At 64.7% G+C, this 17,877-nt stretch carries 16 protein-coding genes and 2 pseudogenes; 9 read left to right on the forward strand and 9 right to left on the reverse strand.

Going from position 1 to position 17,877, the window contains the following annotated elements:
• Positions 1–77: 77 nt before the first annotated feature.
• Genes Q7V45_RS03305 through Q7V45_RS03315 form a run of 3 tightly spaced genes read right to left on the reverse strand, consistent with a single transcriptional unit; the run spans position 78 to position 3,020 of the window.
• A complete protein-coding gene (locus Q7V45_RS03305; RefSeq protein WP_304846919.1) occupies positions 78–1,382 on the reverse strand; it encodes a TRAP transporter large permease in 1,305 nt (434 codons plus the stop codon).
• The gene (locus Q7V45_RS03310) at positions 1,379–1,939 is read right to left on the reverse strand and encodes a TRAP transporter small permease subunit (RefSeq protein ID WP_304846922.1); all 561 of its coding nucleotides are present in this window, start codon (positions 1,937–1,939) and stop codon (positions 1,379–1,381) included. Before Q7V45_RS03310 ends, Q7V45_RS03305 begins: the two co-directional genes overlap by 4 nt.
• Before the next feature lie 4 nt (positions 1,940–1,943).
• Positions 1,944–3,020: a C4-dicarboxylate TRAP transporter substrate-binding protein gene (locus Q7V45_RS03315; RefSeq protein ID WP_304846925.1), complete on the reverse strand. Its 1,077-nt coding sequence runs from the start codon at positions 3,018–3,020 to the stop codon at positions 1,944–1,946.
• A gap of 268 nt (positions 3,021–3,288) precedes the next feature.
• On the opposite strand from Q7V45_RS03315, the pseudogene Q7V45_RS03320 reads away from it, so the two are divergent.
• The 4 genes and pseudogenes from Q7V45_RS03320 to Q7V45_RS03335 all read left to right on the forward strand — a co-directional run.
• Positions 3,289–3,518, forward strand: a pseudogene (locus tag Q7V45_RS03320) (IS3 family transposase); the annotation flags it as partial.
• 211 nt (positions 3,519–3,729) lie between these two features.
• Positions 3,730–4,758 (forward strand): D-xylose ABC transporter substrate-binding protein, encoded by a 1,029-nt coding sequence (gene xylF / locus Q7V45_RS03325; protein WP_370692553.1) that lies wholly within the window; start codon positions 3,730–3,732, stop codon positions 4,756–4,758.
• The gene (locus tag Q7V45_RS03330) at positions 4,749–6,017 is read left to right on the forward strand and encodes a sugar ABC transporter permease (RefSeq protein ID WP_304847102.1); all 1,269 of its coding nucleotides are present in this window, start codon (positions 4,749–4,751) and stop codon (positions 6,015–6,017) included. The genes xylF and Q7V45_RS03330 overlap by 10 nt, the downstream gene beginning before the upstream one ends.
• Positions 6,014–6,766 (forward strand): ATP-binding cassette domain-containing protein, encoded by a 753-nt coding sequence (locus Q7V45_RS03335; RefSeq protein WP_304846932.1) that lies wholly within the window; start codon positions 6,014–6,016, stop codon positions 6,764–6,766. Before Q7V45_RS03330 ends, Q7V45_RS03335 begins: the two co-directional genes overlap by 4 nt.
• A gap of 86 nt (positions 6,767–6,852) precedes the next feature.
• Here Q7V45_RS03335 and Q7V45_RS03340 read toward each other — a convergent pair whose 3' ends face one another.
• From Q7V45_RS03340 to Q7V45_RS03355, 4 genes are all read right to left on the reverse strand, one after another.
• Positions 6,853–7,314: a hypothetical protein gene (locus Q7V45_RS03340; protein ID WP_304846935.1), complete on the reverse strand. Its 462-nt coding sequence runs from the start codon at positions 7,312–7,314 to the stop codon at positions 6,853–6,855.
• A 149-nt stretch (positions 7,315–7,463) separates the two neighbouring features.
• On the reverse strand, positions 7,464–7,793 hold the full coding sequence (locus tag Q7V45_RS03345) for a hypothetical protein (RefSeq protein ID WP_304846938.1): 330 nt from the start codon (positions 7,791–7,793) through the stop codon (positions 7,464–7,466).
• A gap of 245 nt (positions 7,794–8,038) precedes the next feature.
• Positions 8,039–8,470, reverse strand: coding sequence for a type II toxin-antitoxin system VapC family toxin (locus Q7V45_RS03350; protein ID WP_304846941.1), 432 nt, complete (start codon positions 8,468–8,470; stop codon positions 8,039–8,041).
• Positions 8,467–8,721, reverse strand: a complete 255-nt coding sequence (locus tag Q7V45_RS03355; protein ID WP_304846943.1) for a plasmid stabilization protein — start codon at positions 8,719–8,721, stop codon at positions 8,467–8,469. The genes Q7V45_RS03350 and Q7V45_RS03355 overlap by 4 nt, the downstream gene beginning before the upstream one ends.
• 351 nt (positions 8,722–9,072) lie before the next feature.
• Here Q7V45_RS03355 and Q7V45_RS03360 point away from each other — a divergent pair.
• Positions 9,073–9,705: pseudogene (locus tag Q7V45_RS03360) on the forward strand (tetratricopeptide repeat protein); the annotation flags it as partial.
• 57 nt (positions 9,706–9,762) lie between these two features.
• On the forward strand, positions 9,763–10,050 hold the full coding sequence (locus Q7V45_RS03365) for a DUF6429 family protein (RefSeq protein WP_304847105.1): 288 nt from the start codon (positions 9,763–9,765) through the stop codon (positions 10,048–10,050).
• Positions 10,051–10,102: 52 nt separating this feature from the next.
• Here Q7V45_RS03365 and Q7V45_RS03370 read toward each other — a convergent pair whose 3' ends face one another.
• A complete protein-coding gene (locus tag Q7V45_RS03370; RefSeq protein ID WP_304846946.1) occupies positions 10,103–10,645 on the reverse strand; it encodes a Crp/Fnr family transcriptional regulator in 543 nt (180 codons plus the stop codon).
• A 55-nt stretch (positions 10,646–10,700) separates the two neighbouring features.
• On the opposite strand from Q7V45_RS03370, the gene Q7V45_RS03375 reads away from it, so the two are divergent.
• Positions 10,701–11,282, forward strand: a complete 582-nt coding sequence (locus Q7V45_RS03375; protein WP_304846949.1) for a Spy/CpxP family protein refolding chaperone — start codon at positions 10,701–10,703, stop codon at positions 11,280–11,282.
• An 84-nt stretch (positions 11,283–11,366) separates the two neighbouring features.
• A complete protein-coding gene (locus Q7V45_RS03380; protein WP_304846952.1) occupies positions 11,367–11,870 on the forward strand; it encodes a hypothetical protein in 504 nt (167 codons plus the stop codon).
• 22 nt (positions 11,871–11,892) lie between these two features.
• Here the strand turns inward: Q7V45_RS03380 and Q7V45_RS03385 are convergent, their stop codons facing one another.
• Positions 11,893–12,504: a DmsC/YnfH family molybdoenzyme membrane anchor subunit gene (locus Q7V45_RS03385; RefSeq protein WP_304846955.1), complete on the reverse strand. Its 612-nt coding sequence runs from the start codon at positions 12,502–12,504 to the stop codon at positions 11,893–11,895.
• Positions 12,505–12,869: 365 nt separating this feature from the next.
• Between Q7V45_RS03385 and Q7V45_RS03390 the strand changes: the two genes are divergently transcribed.
• Positions 12,870–17,756 (forward strand): peptidoglycan DD-metalloendopeptidase family protein, encoded by a 4,887-nt coding sequence (locus Q7V45_RS03390; RefSeq protein WP_304846958.1) that lies wholly within the window; start codon positions 12,870–12,872, stop codon positions 17,754–17,756.
• Positions 17,757–17,877: the final 121 nt, after the last annotated feature.

The raw sequence follows: 17,877 nt of genomic DNA on the forward strand, positions 1-17,877 counted from the left end.
GAGCGATTCCGCCCAACGCGACGTTGATGGTCGATGTCGAGCTGCTGGCGATCAGGTAAGCCGCCGGGGCGCTTCGCTCAATTGAAGAAGAGCGCGATCCCCGGGAAGGCGATGATCAGCAACAGCACGACGAACATGATCAGCGTAAAGGGTTGCGTACCGGCGAAGATATCCCAGAGCGTGATGCGGGGGTCGTTGAGCGTACTTTTCACGACATAGACCGAGATGCCGAAAGGCGGTGTCAGAAGGCCGATCTCGACGGCGATCACGGTGATGACGCCCAACCATACCAGGTCGATGCCGAGCGTCTTGGCCACCGGCAGCATCAGCGGCAGCACGATCAGCATGATTGACGCCGAGTCGATGATGCAGCCGAGCAACAGCACGATCGCGATGAAGACGGCCAGGAAGCCGGCGACGCCGAAGCCCAGGCCCGCCATCCATTCGACGATGAACTGCGGCAGGCCGGACAGGGTCAGCATCCGGCTGTAGAGGTTGGCGGCGATGATCAGGAACAGCACCGAGACGCTGATGCGGCCGGTTTCGACCAGCACCTTCCAGAAGATCGAGGGCGTGAGGCGCCGCTTGGCGAGCGCCAGTGCCAGAGCCCCCAACGCGCCGACCGCTCCGGCGTCGGTCGCGGTAAAGATGCCGCCGTAGATGCCCCCCAGGACGACGAAGATCAGCAGGACGACCGGCGCTACCTTGACGGCCGCCTCGCGCAGCGTCATGCCCGGCACGTCCACTGCGGCGGTGCCGCCCACGTAGCCCGGAAACAGCCACGCCATGGCGACGATCGCGATGGAGAAGGCGATGGCCAGCACGAGGCCTGGCATGATGCCCGCGAGGAACATGGCGCCGACCGACTGCTCGGAAAGGAACGCGTAGAGAATCATCAGCAGGCTGGGCGGGATCAGCATTCCCAGCACCGACGAGCCTGCGACGACGCCGGTTGCAAAGCGCGGGGTGAAGCCGAAGCGCAGCATCTCCGGCACGGCGACCTTGGTGAAGACCGCGGCCGAGGCGATCGAGATGCCGGTGATGGCCGCGAACACGGCGTTCGCCATCACGGTCGCCACGCCCAGCCCGCCGCGGATGCGGCGAAGCATGCTGTTGGCGACCTCGAAAATGTCCTTGCCCAGGTCGGCCGTCGCCACCAGCAGGCCCATCAGGACGAACAGCGGCACCACGCCGAACTCGTGGCTGGCGATCGAATCGCCGGTCGCCTGCGCCATCAACGCCAGCGCCACGTCGATATTGTCGCGCATCAGCCAGACGCCGACGAAGGACAGCAGCAGCAGGGAGATGGCGACATGCAGCCCGGCGATGATCAGAACGACCATCATGGCGAGCGAGACGATGCCGATGCCGAGCGCTGTCATGGCGTACCCCGAAGCGCCCGACGGAAATCGGCAAGGGCGAGGAAGATGTAGGTCAGGCAGGTGAAGGCCGAGCCGACGACGGTGATCAGGCGGATGGGCCATGTCGGCGCGGTGAAGTCGCCGAGCGAGCCGACATAGTCGCCGATCTCCCAGGCCGACCTGAGTTCGGGCATCACCGCCATGACGACGATTGCCATTATCGCCGCGCCGATGACATGGAACAGGCCCTGGATGACGTCGGCCAGGCGTGGCGCGCGGGTCACGACGACGTCGATCAGCAACTCGGCCCGCACGAACCGGCCGGCCCACAGCGTATTGGGAAGCTGCATGAAGACGATGCCGACGATCGCCAGCGACACCATCTCGGTGGTGCCCCGCAGCGGGCTGTTGAACACGGAGCGGCCGACGATGTCGACGTTGATCAGCACCAGCAGCCCGAAGATGCCCAACGTCCCCAGCGCGTTCATGACGCCGGTGATCTGGTCGAGGCGAAACGGCTGGGGCAGCCCGTAGGAATCCGCCTTTCCGGCGCCGTCGACGCCGGCCTCCAATTCCACGGCCTCAGGCCTTCCAGTCCCGCACCGGCTTGACGCCTGCGGCCTTCAGCGCCTCGATATAGGCGTTGACCAGCGGGCGGGCGGACTTGACGCCCTGCTTCTCGAGCTGGCTTGCCCAGGCCTCCGGCAGGTTGGGCAGCATTGCCGCCCACTTCGCCCGCTCGGCTTCCGGCAGGGTCGTGACGGTGGCGCCGGCGGCACGCAGGTTCTTCACGGCCTCCTCGGCGAGAGCCGTCTGGGTCTTGGCGAATTCGGCGTCATAGGCTTTGCCCGCCTTGCGCACGGCCTGTTGTGCGACCGGCGGCAGCTTCTGGAAGCTGCGCAGGTTGAAGGCGAGCGACCCGGTGTACTGGGCGCCGAGATTGCAAAGGGTGATGTGCGGCGCGACTTCATGCAGCTTGGCCGACCAGACCGGCGACATCGACACGATCGCGCCCTGCGCGACACCGGTCTGGATGCCATTGTAGTAGGTGTTGAGGTTGCCGGCGACGGCGACCGCCCCGGTGCCCTGCAGCCAGTTGGCGATCGGGCCCGGTACGAAGATCTTCTTGCCCGCGAGGTCGGCGGCGGAATTCACCGGAAAGTTCGTGATGAGCTGGTAACCGTCGATGGCGACGATCCCCAGCACCATCATGTTGTTCTTCGACCAGGCGTCGTTCATCTCGGTGAACTGCCCGTTCAGCTTCTCGACGATGGCGCTGACGGTGGCGATGTCCGGCGAACCGAACGGCACCTGCAGCGTCACTTGCTGCAGCGGGAACTTGGCGGCTTCGAAGATCTGCGACACGAGGCCTGCATCGGACACGGAGGTCTTGAGCGCATCGCTCTCGGCACCGAGCTTCGCCACGGTGCCGCCATAGGCCTTGGTCCATTCGATCTTCACCGGCGAGCCGGCGGCGGCGAGCTCGCGGTCGATCGTGCCGAGGAACGTCTCGTCGAGCACCTTGACCCAATTGAACACCGGCGGGTGGCCGCAGGTGATCGTGAACTTCAGGATCTGCTGCGCCCGCGCAGCGTTGGTGCCGCCAAATGCGACGAGCCCGGCTGCAGCCGATGCGCCGATGAACTGCCTGCGATCCATGGTGTCTCCGCCCCTTCGTGTTTTGTTGCCCGTAGGCTATGCGACGATGTGTGGCGGGATCAAGCCAAGCTGTCGGCATGGCAGGCCTGAATTGCTCCGGTCCCAGAAATTTGGACTTGACGGACAAGGGAACCCGAAGGCGCGTTTGGCGCCTCGACGAATGCCGTGATCGTGCCGGGCACGTCGGAGCTGTCGCGTCCGTTCTCGGTTGGGCGGTCTGAACCGCCCCGGGTTTGTCGGAGGCTCCAACCCTTGAGAGAGTGGAGCGATGACAAGCAAGACAGCAAACGAGTTTTCGACCGAGGTGCGCGAGCGGGCAATCCAGCCGGTGCTGGATCACGAGGCTGAACACGGATCGCGGTGGGCGACGGTGGTGTCTATCGCGTCCAAGATCGGCTATGCGGCGCAGACCTGAACGAATGGATGAAGGAGGCCGAGCACGACAGCGGGAAGCCTGGCTTCGCCAGCAACATGGCGGCCCGGCTAAAGGCGCTCGAATGAGAGAGCCGTGAGCTTGGCCAGCCCGCTAATGGCGAGGATAAAGAGCCAGATTGGTCGATCAGGCGTCGCTTTGGGCGGTGAACGCGGCACGAGTGCCGGCAAATCGGCGCCGGCCGACCGGAGGTTCCCCGCTACCCAGCGCAATGATAAGCTTTGTGCCGGTCCACGGGTTCATCCGGGCAATGTCGAATAAGTTGGGGGAAACATGGTGCGCAGCTTCTTCGCGGCCCTTGCCGGCGCCGCGATCCTGGTCGGCTTGCCCGCGCAGGCGCAGACGATCGGGGTGAGCTGGTCGAACTTCCAGGAAGAACGCTGGAAGACCGACGAAGCAGCCATCAAGGCGGCGATCGCGGCCGGCGGCGGCACCTACGTCTCGGCCGACGCGCAGAGTTCGGCCGCCAAGCAGTTGACCGACATCGAGGCGCTGATTGCGCGCGGCGCCAAGGTGTTGATCGTGCTGGCGCAGGACGCCAACGCCATCCGCCCCGCGATCGAGAAGGCGCTCAACGAGGGCATCCCGGTGATCGGCTACGACCGCCTGATCGAGATGAAGGATGTGCTCTACATCACCTTCGACAACAAGGAAGTCGGCCGCATCCAGGCACGTGAAGTCGCCAAGGTGAAGCCCGAAGGCAACTACGTCTTCATCAAGGGCTCGTCGTCGGATCCCAACGCCGACTTCCTCTATGCCGGCCAGCGCGAAGTGCTGGAGACGGCGATCAAGGGCGGCAAGATCAAGGTGGTCGGTGACGCCTATACCGACGCCTGGCTGCCGGCCAACGCCCAGCGCAACATGGAGCAGTTCCTTACCGCCAACCGCAACAAGGTCGACGCGGTCGTGGCTTCGAACGACGGCACGGCCGGCGGCGCGATTGCGGCGCTGGCGGCGCAGGGCCTGGCGGGCTCCGTGCCCGTGTCAGGCCAGGACGGCGATCACGCTGCCCTGAACCGCGTGGCACTCGGCACCCAGACCGTGAGCGTCTGGAAGGACGCCCGCGCGCTCGGCAAGTCCGCGGGCGAGGCGGCGATCAGGCTCGCCAAGGGCACCAAGCTCTCCGGCCTGCCGGGCACCGTCACGTGGGGCGATGGCCCGCGCAAGGTGGCGATGACTTCGATCCTGCTCACGCCCGTACCGATCACCCGGGACAACCTCGATGTGGTCATCCAGGGCGGCTGGGTCAGCAAGGACGTGGTTTGCCGCGGCGTAAAGCCCGGTAGCACCAAGGTCTGCAACTGAGGTTTCTCCGCGCCACCGAGATCGACGCCCGCCTGGTCGGCATGCTGGCCGCGCTGGTGTTGATCTGGGTCGGCGTCGACATCCTCTCCGGCGGCGCCTTCCTTACGCCGCGCAATCTCTGGAACCTCTCCGTCCAGACCGCGTCGGTCATGGTCATGGCGACCGGCATGGTGCTGGTGATCGTCGCGCGCCATATCGACCTGTCGGTCGGCTCCGTCCTGGGGGTCGTCGGCATGGTGATGGGCGTGACCCAGACCGAGTTCCTGCCCCGCCTCATGGGCTACGACAGCCCGTTCATCTGGATCCTGGCGCTTGCCGCCGGAGTGGCCGTCGGCGCCGCAATCGGCCTGCTGCATGGCGTCATCATCGCCTATCTCGGCGTGCCGGCCTTCATCGTCACGCTGGGCGGCCTTCTGGTGTGGCGCGGCTGCGCCTGGTGGATCACCTCCGGTCGCACCGTGGCGCCGATGGACGATGCCTTCCGCCGCATGGGCGGGGGTGTCGAGGGCGCGATCGGCTCGACCTGGACCTGGGTGGTGGGCGTGCTCGCTGTCGCCGCCATCGTCTTGCGCGCCCTTCATGCCCGTCGGCGCCGCCAGCAGGTTGGCTTCGCGCTGCGCCCGGTGTGGGCGGAAGTCGTGGTGGCCGGGCTCGCATGCGCCGGTGTGCTGACGGTCGTGCTGGTCGCCAACAGCTATGACCTGCCGCCGCGCGTCGCCGAGCGGATCGCCGCCGCGCGCGGCCTCGTGGTGCCGCCGGAAGGCCTGTCGATCGCGCACGGCCTCGCCGTACCGGTGCTGATCGCGGTCGGCGCCGGCATCGTCGTCACCTTCCTGGCCCGGCGCACGCGCTTTGGCCGCTACGTCTTCGCGCTGGGCGGCAATCCAGAGGCTGCCGAGCTGTCGGGCGTCGACACGCGGCGCATCACGGTGCTCGTGTTTGTCCTGATGGGCGTGCTGTGCGCCGTCGCGGCCGCGATCTCGACCGCGCGCCTCAATGCGGCGACGAACGCGCAAGGCACGCTCGACGAGCTTTATGTCATCGCCGCGACCGTGATCGGCGGCACGTCGCTCGGCGGCGGCCTCGGCACGGTCGCCGGCGCCATGCTGGGCGCGCTGGTGATGCAGAGCCTGCAGTCGGGCATGGTGCTGATGGGCCTCGACACGCCCCTGCAGAACATCGTCGTCGGTCTGGTTCTGGTGGTCGCCGTGTGGCTCGATCGGCTCTACCGCTCGCGCACGCTGAAGGGCGCGGCATGAGTGCGGCGCTGCCGCTCGTCGCGATGCGCGGCATGAGTATCAGCTTCGGCGGCGTCCGTGCGGTCGACGACGTATCGCTCGATCTCCACGCCGGCGAGGTGGTGGGCCTGCTCGGCCATAACGGCGCCGGCAAGTCGACCTTCATCAAGATGCTGTCGGGCGCCTATCACCCCGACGCGGGCGAGATCCGCATCGATGGGCAAGCCGTCACGATCAACAGCCCGCGCGATGCGCGTCGCCACGGCATCGAGACGATCTATCAGACGCTGGCGCTGGCCGACAATCTGGACGCCGCCGCCAACCTGTTCCTCGGCCGTGAGCTCAGGACCGCCTGGGGCACGCTCGACGACGTCGCCATGGAGGCCGAGACGCGCCGGGTGATGGCGCGCCTCAATCCGCATTTCGTCAAGTTCAAGGAACCTGTGCGCGCCCTCTCGGGCGGCCAGCGCCAGGCGGTGGCCATCGCCCGGGCAATCCACTTCAACGCCCGTATCCTGATCATGGATGAGCCGACCGCGGCGCTTGGGCCGCAGGAAACGAAGCAGGTTGCCGATCTCATCCTGCAGCTCAAGCGCGAGGGGATCGGCATCTTCCTCATCAGCCACGACATCCACGACGTCTTCGATCTGGCCGATCGCGTGGCGGTGATGAAGAACGGCAAGATGGTCGGCACCGCGCCGACGCGTGCAGTGACCAAGGATCAGGTGCTCGAGATGATCATCCTCGGCACCAGGCCCTCGATTCAGTAAGGCCTGCCGGGCGGCGATCTTCGAGGCTGTCCCTGCCAAGGACTCCATCCACCGGCTTGCGGGGCTTGTTCGGGAGCAGGTCCTGCTCACGGGCTCAGGAACTGACCATCGGCGATGCCGGACGGCTTCCCGACGACCAGCATGATGCGCTGACCGCGTGCGGTCTGGCCCCGTGCCACGAAGCTGTCGCGCCGGTCACCTGCCTTCCGCTGGTAGGTCCCATTGCCGCTGAAGGAGCCCTTGAAGCACGCGAGCGAGAACTTTCCCGTGCGCGGAGAATCCACGGTGAAGGTGCCGTTGCACACCTGTTCTCCGGCTTCGTTGGCGACCGTGAAGGAGACAGATGAATCGCGCCCCAGCACGCCACCGTAGTGGGCGACTCCCTTCAGCTGCCTGACATTGCTGATGTCGTCCCGATAGACGAGGGTGATTGGACCAGGGCGACTGGCGGCCGCTTGCTGGGCAATCGAGGGACGAGGCGACAGGTCGAATGCCAACCCCATGACCACGCCGATAGCCACGCCAAATGCTCTGACGCTAAAGGTCACGGGCCCAGTCCAGGCATTCTCCGATGCGCACGCTCCATTGCATCGGTCGGATTGTTTCGCACGTTACCTGCGCCAGCAACCGCTCGGCTGCATCTCTCCGCGAACGCGAAGCAGATCGGCGCGCCACATACCTGTCCGTGCCCAGGCTTTTATTTCTTCCTGCTGCGCCTGGTCGTCGCCGGCGGCTTCAGCGCGGCCGCCAGCGCCGCCACGCCGACGCCCAGCGCCTCGCGATGCGACTCGTCGAGGAAATCATGCGCCATCAACCCCTGGCCGATCTCCTTCAGCATGTCGGCCAGCAGGTAGTAGTGCAGGTGGACGGTGATCTCGCGCCGCTCCTCACCGGTGCGTACAAGGCGCAGCATCACCTCGTCGGGCTCGACCTTCACGTCGAACGACGCCTCCCGCCCGAACGACCCCATGTAGGTCTTGTCGGGGAAATCGACCGAAACCTCTGCCTTGTCGGAAATGGACTTCATTGCTGGTCGCCTGCCTCCTATGCCGGACTCGAGCCTAGAGGATGCAACGCCGAAACATTTGACATGGCGCAAGTGCGGCCCCGCCTCTTCTCGTCAGGCCAGAAAAGAATCGACCGAGAGAGCGGATGCCAGGGTCACTCGCTCCGCCAGTGCCTTTTGAGCCGGTGTTCTCTTCGGTCGCCGCGGACCCGGGAAGAGATCAAGGGCGGCGGGGACTTCGGGGTAGACTTCCTGACCGGGCCGGTTCATCTCGCCCTGGCGTGATCCCATGGGTCGATCACCTCGACGCCGCAGCCTTCATAGTCTCCGGTGTTCCGGGTCGCCACGCTGGCGCCATGGGCGCGCGCGATCGCGGCGATCTGGCAGTCGAACTGGCTGATGGGGCGGCCGGCGGCGCGGCGCTCGGCGGCGATGGCGGCATAGGCGCGCGAGGCTTCGCGATCGAAGGGCAGGACGCGGTCGCGAAAATCTTCGTCCAGAATGCCCTCGATGGCGGCGCCGATCGTGGTGCGGCGGCGACCGGCCGGAAGGATCGCCACGCCATGGCGGAGTTCCGCCTCGCCAACGGTCGTGAAGTAGACGCTCGCGCCATCCTGGGCCGCGAGCCACGCCTCGACTCGGGGTGCCGGGTTCGGTCGCAGCAGTTCGGACAGCACGTTTGTGTCGAGTACGATCAAGCGCGCTTTCCCGAGAGGCGCGGCGGGGCACGTATCTTGTCTCGGGGCGGCAGATCGAGTTCCACGCCGCCCAGCGGCGCCACGCGCGAGCGAATGGCGGCGGCCAGATTTCGGGGCGGGGCGGTCTCGGTCACGACCAGCCGCAGGATGGCCCGCGCCTCCTCTTCCATCGAGCGCCCGTGTTCGGCGGCGCGGATGCGAAGGCGACGCTTCAAATCGTCTTCGAGGTTGCGGATCGTGATGCTCGCCATGGGGTACCTCTCGTTCCTGCAGTATTAAGCGTTGATTGCAATGCAATCAACCGTCCGGCGGTCCAGGTCTCTTGTTCAGACCCTTCTTGTCCACAACGGTGACCTTGCCTGAGACCACGAACGTCATTTTTCATTGTAGTCTGTGCAGATCAGACGCGAGGGTGCATGGCGAGAGTCGCAAAGACGAAGCGAAAGAGCGCCGGCCGCCGGGCCAAGGCGAAGGCCCCCCGCGCTCTGCCGGTTTCGGAGTCCGACCTGGACGCGCTGGTGACCTCGTTCATGCGGCTGCTGGAGGAGGACGATGACGGCGATGAAGTCCTCGATCTCGCCCAGGAGAAGGCCTTCGAGGCGATGGAGGCGCCGCGGGCCGAAGAGCGGATCGCGCTGGCGCGGGAGGCGCTGGCGCTGTCGCCGCTCTGCTCGGACGCCTATCTCGTGCTCGCACGGGAGACCGCCGATGCCAACGAGGCGCTCGAACTCTACCGGCGAGCTGTCGCCGTCGGCGCAGAAGCGTTGGGCGAGACCGCTTTCCAGGACGACGCCGGTTCGTTCTGGGGTTTGCTCCAGACCCGACCCTACATGCGCGCGCGCCATGAGCTGGCCCTGGCCCTCTGGCGCCGCGGTCACCGCGACGAAGCCGTCGGCCACTATCATGAAATGCTGCGCCTCAATCCCGGCGACAATCAGGGCATCCGCTACCTGTTGATCGATGCCTTGCTCGAACTCGGCCTTGAGGCAGACGCCGGCGCGCTCCTGAAGCGCTACAAGAACGATGGCTCGGCTCACTGGACCTGGTCGGCAGCGCTACTGGAGTTTCGACGCACCGGAAACAGCGCACCCGCCAACAAGGCGCTGGCCCGGGCCGTCGACGCCAACCGTCACGTGGCGGCCTATCTGCTGGGCGCACAGCCGCTTCCGCCGACCTTGCCGGAATACATCGGCATGGGCGACGAGACCGAGGCCGTTTCCTATGTCCATTCCGCTGCCGGCGCCTGGGATGCCGCGCCGGATGCGAAGGCCTGGGTGGCCGATGCTCCGGTGATCGCCCTCGGGCAGGAAGACGATCCTCGGGATGCCGAACTCGACTACGAACCGGATCCCGATCGCATCGACCAGGCCGTTCTCGCCCTGCTCCTGCATGGACTGCATGACGAGGCGCGCGCCTGGAAGACTTTCGATTGGAACGCGCTCGACCGGCTGCATGCCAGGGGCCTCATCTCCAACCCGGCGAGTCGCGCCAAATCGGTCGTCTTCACCGACGAAGGCCTGGAAGCGGCGCTGCAAGCGCATCGCGAGCTTTTTGCCAGGAAGCCGCCGAAATCGCGATAGCACGACGCCGCCGGACGTGGTGGTCCTGGCACCTTCCCCGACGCAGCGGCCATCACCCGGCTCGCCGGCGCCGAGACAGTTCGCGGTATAGCGCTTCACGCGTGACACCGAGTTCCGCCGCCACTTCTTGCCAGCGACCCTTGTCGGGCAATCGATTCCCCTCGGCGAGCCAGGCGCCGAGACGGTCCGCGACGCGCGGCAGGGAGCGGATCTCGGCCCGGAGGCGCGCTGCCTGAACCGCCTGCGCGAGGTTTTTCGCCCAGGTGTCCGCAAGATCGGGAGCCGACTTCAGCCGCATCCGGAAAGTGCGGCGCGACAGAACCGCCGCCCTGCAAGGCCCGCGAGCGACGGCATCGCAGTGATAGACGTCCGACCAGGCCGAGGCCTCGGCGAGGACCTGTCCCGGGCCGGCACGCTGCAGGATCATCCTCAGCCCGTGACCCGTGTGACGGACGAGTTCGGCGTGCCCGGAGCGCAGCAGGATCATCGACACCACCGCGTCGCCGGCACGGAACAGGGCCTCCCCGGGGGCAAAATCGCGCAAGCCGGCATCGGCAAACAGCCGCTCGAAATTTCCAGACATGATTGCGATCATATGCGGCGCGGTCCGCATATGCGACAGGGGTGCGAGGTACCTCGGGAGCCTCGCGATGATCCGTCTTGCACTCGCACTTTGCGCCATGGTCCTGCCCGTCGGGGCAGCCGCCCAGCCACACGGCCATTCCCCGTACGCGGGCAAGGAATCCCGCGAGATCAAGAGCCTGTCCGAGGCCGATCTCGACGACCTGCGGGCTGGCCGCGGATGGGGCCTTGCCCTTGCCGCCGAACTGAATGGCGTGCCAGGGCCGGCGCATCTCCTGGAGTTGAAGGAGCAGATCGGCCTCGCACCCGCACAGGTGACGGTGCTGGAAGCGTTGTTTGCGCAGATGCAGGCCGAGGCACAGGCGGCGGGCAGGCGCTTCATTGCGGCCGAAGCTGCGATCGAGGCTGCTTTTCGCGACAGAAACCTGACCCCGGATCGCCTGCGCCAGCTGATCGCCGCCTCGGCTGAGGCCCGCGCGCAACTGCGCTTTGTCCATTTGGTCCGGCATCTGGAGACGCTGCCCGTGCTGACCCCCGAGCAGATCGACCGTTACAACGTCCTGCGCGGCTACGGCGCGGGCGACCCGTGCAAGAACGTGCCTGCGGGACATGACCCGGCGATGTGGCGCCGCCACAACAACTGCAAATAACGCCGGGGTGCGGACCGCGTTCGGTGTAGGTTTGCGCGGATGAGGAAACGCCGGGAAGTGGCGGCGCCTCGAAGGACGCGAGCGATGCTGAAAGTTCCCCCTCGGCACGAGTTGGCCATCGCCGCCGCCTGTGTCGCCCTCAACCTGGCGGTCGGAAAGATCGCCAGCCTGCTCTCCCTGCCGCTGCCTCTGGACACGATTGGCAGTGTGACCGGAGCGGCGCTCCTTCCCCCCGCGCTTGCCATCGCGGTCGGCGCCATCACGGCCGCTCTCGGCTGGGCGGTCATCGGTCCGGTGTATCCGGATTACATCGGCACCCAGATTTCAGTGGTGATTGCCGCGCTCGCGGTCATGCGGTTCATCGGCTTCGATCGACCGTGGAAAGCCGTCATCCTCGGAGCATCGGTCGCGGTCGTGGCGGCGATGGTTTCGGCAGTGACGGCCGTCGATGCCGTTGCCGTCGGCTCCGGTCGAAGTCCCTGGAGCGCCGCGACGATCGGTGGATTGCCGATCGAGGTCGCCGACAAGCTGGTGGTTGCGCTGGTTGCCTGGGCTCTCGTCCGGAGGCGGTTACGCGGCAGCGCCTAGCGCGGCATGGCGCGACGGAATCTCAGACCGCCGCCTGGCCGTAGTAGAGGGTGACGGCGTGCTGCGCCTCGGCGAAGAACAGCCAGCGCTCGACGAAGACGCCGGCCGTTCCCAGGATCGCGGCGGCGAAGGTCGCGGCAATCGCGGGCCAGCCGGGGGCAAGGAAGGGGACCAGCGACAGGAGGAACGGCAGGCCGAAGCCCAGCCCGATCGCGATGCGCCGCAGCTTGGCGGCATGCTTGCGGGCGATGCTGAAGCCCATCTCCTTCAGCAGATAGTTCTCGGAGGTGTGCGGCGCCTCGAACAGACGCACCGTGCCCAGGCGACCGAGGCCGGTCGCGGTGCCGGCGGTGCTGGTGGCGGGGGCCTCGTCGATGAAGCGCCAGTAGCCGAGCTTCAGCACGGCCGCGAGCGCGATCGAGACGGGCACCAGCACGGGCACCAGCCCGCCGAGTTGCGGCGGCGCGCCGAAGGCCTGCAACACCGGCGCGAGCCAGAGGAGGCCGGTCATCAGGGCGAGCGCCAGGTAGTTCGGCACGACCCAGCGATTGTGCCAGCGCGGCACCGGCTTCAGCGACTGGTAGATCATCGACGTGCAGTAGACCGTGGCGACGGCGCCGAGGGCCGCCAGCACGCCCGCGGTCTTCGAGACGGTGCCGAGGAAGACCCAGCCGATGCCGCTGCGCTACAACAGTCAGCTAGCCTGTTTTCCAGTGCAGGCGTAGTGACAAAGCCTGCTTGCCCCACTAATCTTTGCCCGCAGGAGTTGCGTGCCGTACGCGTTGCAGTGAGTGGGGTGGCGGAGCACGGACCCTGGGACTAGGCGCCTGGATGAAGCGGGAGCGCGTGTGCTGCGAGCGCCGTCGCAACTCATTGGGCGCCCGAGAATATCAACGACCTCACGAACCTGGCTTGTTGTCTCAAGTGGTCGCTGCGCCGAGTCCCGCCTCCGTTTCCTTCGGACTTGTCACCAGCGTTTTATCCTTGTGAGAAAGCTTCATGCCTAGCACCGCTCCGCTGGCCACACGTTTCCGTCATCCGCTGGGAAATGGCGCGATCACACCCGCCGCCGATGGAGATGGCTACTACGTCGCCCAAGGTTTCAACGAGCCTAATCCAGACGTGGGGGGAAGCTTCCATCTCGGTGTAGATTGGAACGGCGATGGAGGAGGTGACACGGACCTCGGTCGGCCCGTATATGCTGTCGCCAATGGCGCCGTCATTGCTGTCGTCTCGAACCAAGGCGCCTCCACGACAGGCTTCGGCAACTATGTCGTGATCCGCCACGATCTGCCGGAGCCAACACTTGTCGATGGCGTAAGCGTCACTCGTGTAAACAGCCTGTACGCCCATCTCGACAACGTGTCCGGCCTGTCGGTGGGATCGGTGGTCTCAATCGGCCAGCAGATCGGTGCGTTGGGCAAGAGCGGCAACGCCGATGCTGCGCATTTGCATTTCGAGATGACGAGGGGCGACGTTCTGCCCATCAGTGACGATGGCTACAATCCGGCCGGCGCGCCGGGTGCCTGGATCGATCCGGTGTCTTTCATTGATGGAGGAACGCCTTCTGCAAGCGAGCTATCGGAAGCCGAGATCATCCGAATCGGAACTGCCATGGCCCGCGCCTCCTATGGCGGCGGTGGGATCCCCTCCGAGTTTCAGGGCACATGGCGAGGCGCCGAGGATCGGCTCAACTATGACGATTCGTATCGTGAGTACATAGCGAGCCTCTCCACTTCGACGGAGACCTGGAAGCTTCTTGATCGAGATGCCTTAGGAATGACGCTACTTTCGGGAGGAGAAAATTTCTCGGCTGGTGGCTTGTATCGATCCAGCGTTGGCTTGATTGGCGACCCTGACGAGGAGAACGTTGGTGAAGCCCTGGTCGCAGAGCGCACGGTCAATGGTGAACGAACGGTCGTGATTGCGTTTCGCGGATCCGATGGACGCGATGCGCTTACTGAACGCCAGACATTCTCCGAGGGTGGACTGGGTGGATACTACGACGGGATGCAACCGCTTATCGATGCGGTCCACGCCTATGTGTTCGCGAGTCAATTTTCTGATGACAAGATCACCAGCGTAATCGTTTCTGGTCACAGTCTTGGCGGAACCTTGGTTGATCTATTCGCGCGACGAGATGCGGATCTTTTCTCCAACGTGGAACTTAGTCTGGTATCTCTTGCATCAGCAGGACTGCCCGCCGATTTGGCTGAGATTGCTGTTAGCTCAGCCGTAGATAGGTACGTCGGAATCGCCCACACGGACGATCGAGTCCATAACCCCAGTTTGCAGGTGTCCGGGCCCGGCCTTACTTCAACCTACCTATTGGAGCTATTCAATCAGCCTTCGCCCACTACTGTTTCAATAGACCTGCCCAATCTCAGAAACGACGAGGTCATTTATCCGGATTATAGGGCTTGGTACGATTTGGTTCTGTTCTATAGGCATGGCTTTGGAGCAGAGCATAATAGTGAACTGTACTGGGTCAGCATCAATGGACTAACCAGCGACGCGTTGTACGACGAGCTGAAACCGGTGATACACCGTATATCGATGGGGTTGGCAGATTATGACCAGGTACGTGATCTCAGTTGGCGGTACTTGGATCTGTTTCAGAGATACACGGGACTCGGCAATGAAAATTACTTCGACGATGCTGGTGCTCGTGCGCTACGGGGATCGAACGGTTCAGACTACATTCTTGGCCTCGATGGAAACGACGAGATAGTTGGAAACGCCGGCAACGACCTGCTAAGCGGCGGGCGCGGCAACGACAGCATCAATGGCGGCGGTGGTCGAGATGTCATTGCCGGGGGGGCCGGAACCGATACGCTTGCAGGCGGCACAGCTGGCGACGTCTTTGCTTTCGTCGATGGCGATCTGGGGTTTTGGCAGGCGGGCGCAACCGACATCATCACTGATTTCAACCAAGGAAAGAGCACCGTCTACTCCTTGAGCGAAGGGGACTTGATCGATCTTTCGGGTGTGACGTTCCCTACGGCCGGCGGCATCGGGAATATCTACACCGTTCGCCTTCGATCAGTTGCCGCCAACTCGGAACTTCCCGCTGGCGCGGTTCTCGAGATCTTGCGGGACTCCGGGATTTGGCAGTCAGTTGCCAGACTTAACGGAGTGCTGCCGGGGTATGTCGTCAACGTCGCTCTAACAGAGGCGCAATCTCAATCCAGGAGCGGCACGGCGTTCGTTGTTGACCAGGTTGTTGCCGCGACTACGTGGACAATTAGCCCTGCAACACCCTCCGTCACCGAGGGCAACAGGACTATCGACTTCGAAATTCGCCGAACCGGCAGTTCACTGCTGACCGAAACGGTTTACGTCAGCACCACAATGCTGCACGGAAGCTACAATGCCGGTGACTACGTCGGGCTGCTGAACGTCCCCATTACGTTCTCTGCAAGTGACCCGACCGAGATCGTTACTCTGCGAATTCGGGATGACGCCAGCGTCGAGCCCACTGAGACATTCGGGCTGATTATCCAAAGGTCACCCACCGACCCTGCCTCGATCTTCCTTCCCGGAGGGGCCACGACATTCTCGATTGTCGACAATGATGTCGCAGAGCCGCCTGCTGCGGGTGAGATGTTCGTCGGAACAGGTGGAGATGACTCCTACTTTGGAACTCCGGGAAACGATGTCGTTCGAGGCAATGGTGGGCGAGATATCCTGCGTGGCAACGGGGGCAACGACGATCTGGCGGGGGCGACCGGCAACGACCGCCTTTCAGGCGGTGACGGTGACGACACTCTGCAGGGCGGCGTGGGGCAGGACACGCTTCTCGGAGGTTCGGGCAACGACCTTATCCACGTGGGTGCGCTGAATGCGCTTGGGAGCGGCCCGACGGTGGTGGACGGCGGAACGGGTGTCGATCTACTGACGATGTTTCGGCCGGACCTGACGCAGGGAGTGACGATAGGATACGTGAACTCGCCGACAGGTAACAGCTACGCGTTCAGCCTGTCGGATGGAACTAGCGTCAAGGGCATCGAGCATCTCGTCTCCTTCCAGACCGGGTCGGGCGACGATTACGTCAGCTTCACCAATGTCGAGATTGCCGGCTATCAGAGTCTTTACGGCGGTGGCGGCACTGACGGCGCCACTGTGGACTTCTCGGCTTTCAGTAGCGATGTCGTGGCGGACTACGAGTGGTGGGGGCGCTACTATATCGGCACCCAGCCTACGGGAGGTTCGTTTCCGGACTTCAAGTACAAGGTCTTTCTCTACGACGACGTGGAGAATGCCACGATCTATGGCGGTTCTGGCAACGATGTCATGTCACGCCGAAGCGGCGATAACGCGCTGTTCGGCAACGGTGGGAATGACGATCTAAAGGGTGGTGCTGGCAACGACCGCCTTTCAGGCGGTGACGGTGACGACACTCTGCAAGGCGGCGCGGGGAGCGATGAGTTAGCGGGTGGGTTAGGCAACGATCACATCTACGGCGGCGACGGCGACGACAACCTGAATGGTGGTGGCGGTGCCGATTTCATGGACGGCGGGGCGGGCAATGACACGTACACCGTTGACACCAGCGATACCGTAAGTGACAGCGGGGGCGGGGGCGACGACCGGGTCACCGCCGCCGACTCGTACGCGCTGTCGGCCGGCAGCGGCATCGAGATCCTGGGTACCACTGCCGATGCGACGCGCGACGTGGCCCTTGCGGGAGACGAAGGCGCGAACCGAATCACTGGCAATGGTGGAAACAATTTGCTCGATGGACTCGCCGGTAGCGACTCGCTGTTGGGCGGCGCTGGCAACGATATTCTGAAGGGTGGCGCCGGCAAGGACACGCTGGACGGAGGCTCTGGATCTGACACGGCGGACTATGGCGACAAGACGGTGTTGGTGTCGGTGACATTGGCCGGTTCAGCGAACGCCAAGGTCAAGGTCGGTGGCGTGGTCGAGGACACCGTTAGCAACATCGAGAACGTGACGGGCGGCTCGGGCAACGACACCCTAACGGGCGACGGGCTGACCAACCGACTGGTCGGCGGTGCCGGCAACGATCTCCTCAGGGGCGGCCTGGGCACCGACGTGCTGGACGGCGGCACGGGCCTGGATACGGCAGACTATAGCGACAAGACGGCATCGGTGTCGGTGACGCTGGCCGGTTCAGCGAACGCCAAGGTCAAGGTCGGTGGCGTGGTCGAGGACACCGTTAGCAACATCGAGAACGTGACGGGCGGCTCGGGCAACGACACCCTAACGGGCGACGGGCTGACCAATCGACTGGTCGGCGGTGCCGGCAACGATCTCCTCAGGGGCGGCCTGGGCACCGATGTGCTGGACGGCGGCACGGGCCTGGATACGGCAGACTACAGCGACAAGACGGCGTTTGTGTCGGTGACGCTGGCCGGTTCAGCGAACGCCAAGGTCAAGGTCGATGGCGTGGTCGAGGACACCGTCCGCAACATCGAGAACGTGACGGGCGGCTCGGGCAACGACACCCTTACGGGCGACGGGCTGACCAACCGGCTGGCCGGTGGTGCCGGCAACGACATCCTGAACGGCAAGGATGGCAACGACGTGCTCACCGGCGGGGCAGGCAACGATCATTTCGTGTTCGACACCGGACTCAATGCGTTGAACAACGTCGAGTCGATCACCGACTTCGATGTGGCGAACGACACGATCCGGCTCGAGAATGCGATCTTCACGGCGCTGACTTCGCCGGGCGTGCTCGCCGCTGGCGCCTTCCATGTCGGTGCCGGCGCCGCGGCCGCCGACGATCGGATCATCTACAATAGTGCGACCGGCGACCTGTTCTACGACAGTAACGGCAGTGCCTCAGGCGGCGCGGTGCAAATTGCTGATATGGCCGCGGGCTTGTCCCTTGCGCACACTCATTTCCTGATCGTCTGACATCGGCCATCGAGCCGCCCGTTTCCACCCGTTTCCAATGGGCTCACCCGGAGATCGCCCTCATGACCGACGATCACCCTCACGACGCAATGGGACGAGACTCCGGCATTCGCTGCCAGAA

Origin of the sequence: Reyranella sp. (assembly GCF_030651995.1) — a bacterium.
In the GTDB taxonomy this organism is placed as follows: Bacteria; Pseudomonadota; Alphaproteobacteria; order Reyranellales; family Reyranellaceae; genus Reyranella.

What these genes read in the sequence shown, in the direction of transcription:
- Q7V45_RS03305 (WP_304846919.1), bottom strand. Translation starts at nt 1,382, where the DNA reads ATGACAGCGCTCGGCATCGGCATCGTCTCGCTCGCCATGATGGTCGTT.
- Q7V45_RS03315 (WP_304846925.1), bottom strand. Translation starts at nt 3,020, where the DNA reads ATGGATCGCAGGCAGTTCATCGGCGCATCGGCTGCAGCCGGGCTCGTC.
- Q7V45_RS03335 (WP_304846932.1), top strand. Translation starts at nt 6,014, where the DNA reads ATGAGTGCGGCGCTGCCGCTCGTCGCGATGCGCGGCATGAGTATCAGC.
- Q7V45_RS03345 (WP_304846938.1), bottom strand. Translation starts at nt 7,793, where the DNA reads ATGAAGTCCATTTCCGACAAGGCAGAGGTTTCGGTCGATTTCCCCGAC.
- Q7V45_RS03355 (WP_304846943.1), bottom strand. Translation starts at nt 8,721, where the DNA reads ATGGCGAGCATCACGATCCGCAACCTCGAAGACGATTTGAAGCGTCGC.
- Q7V45_RS03370 (WP_304846946.1), bottom strand. Translation starts at nt 10,645, where the DNA reads ATGATCGCAATCATGTCTGGAAATTTCGAGCGGCTGTTTGCCGATGCC.
- Q7V45_RS03375 (WP_304846949.1), top strand. Translation starts at nt 10,701, where the DNA reads ATGATCCGTCTTGCACTCGCACTTTGCGCCATGGTCCTGCCCGTCGGG.
- Q7V45_RS03380 (WP_304846952.1), top strand. Translation starts at nt 11,367, where the DNA reads ATGCTGAAAGTTCCCCCTCGGCACGAGTTGGCCATCGCCGCCGCCTGT.
- Q7V45_RS03390 (WP_304846958.1), top strand. Translation starts at nt 12,870, where the DNA reads ATGCCTAGCACCGCTCCGCTGGCCACACGTTTCCGTCATCCGCTGGGA.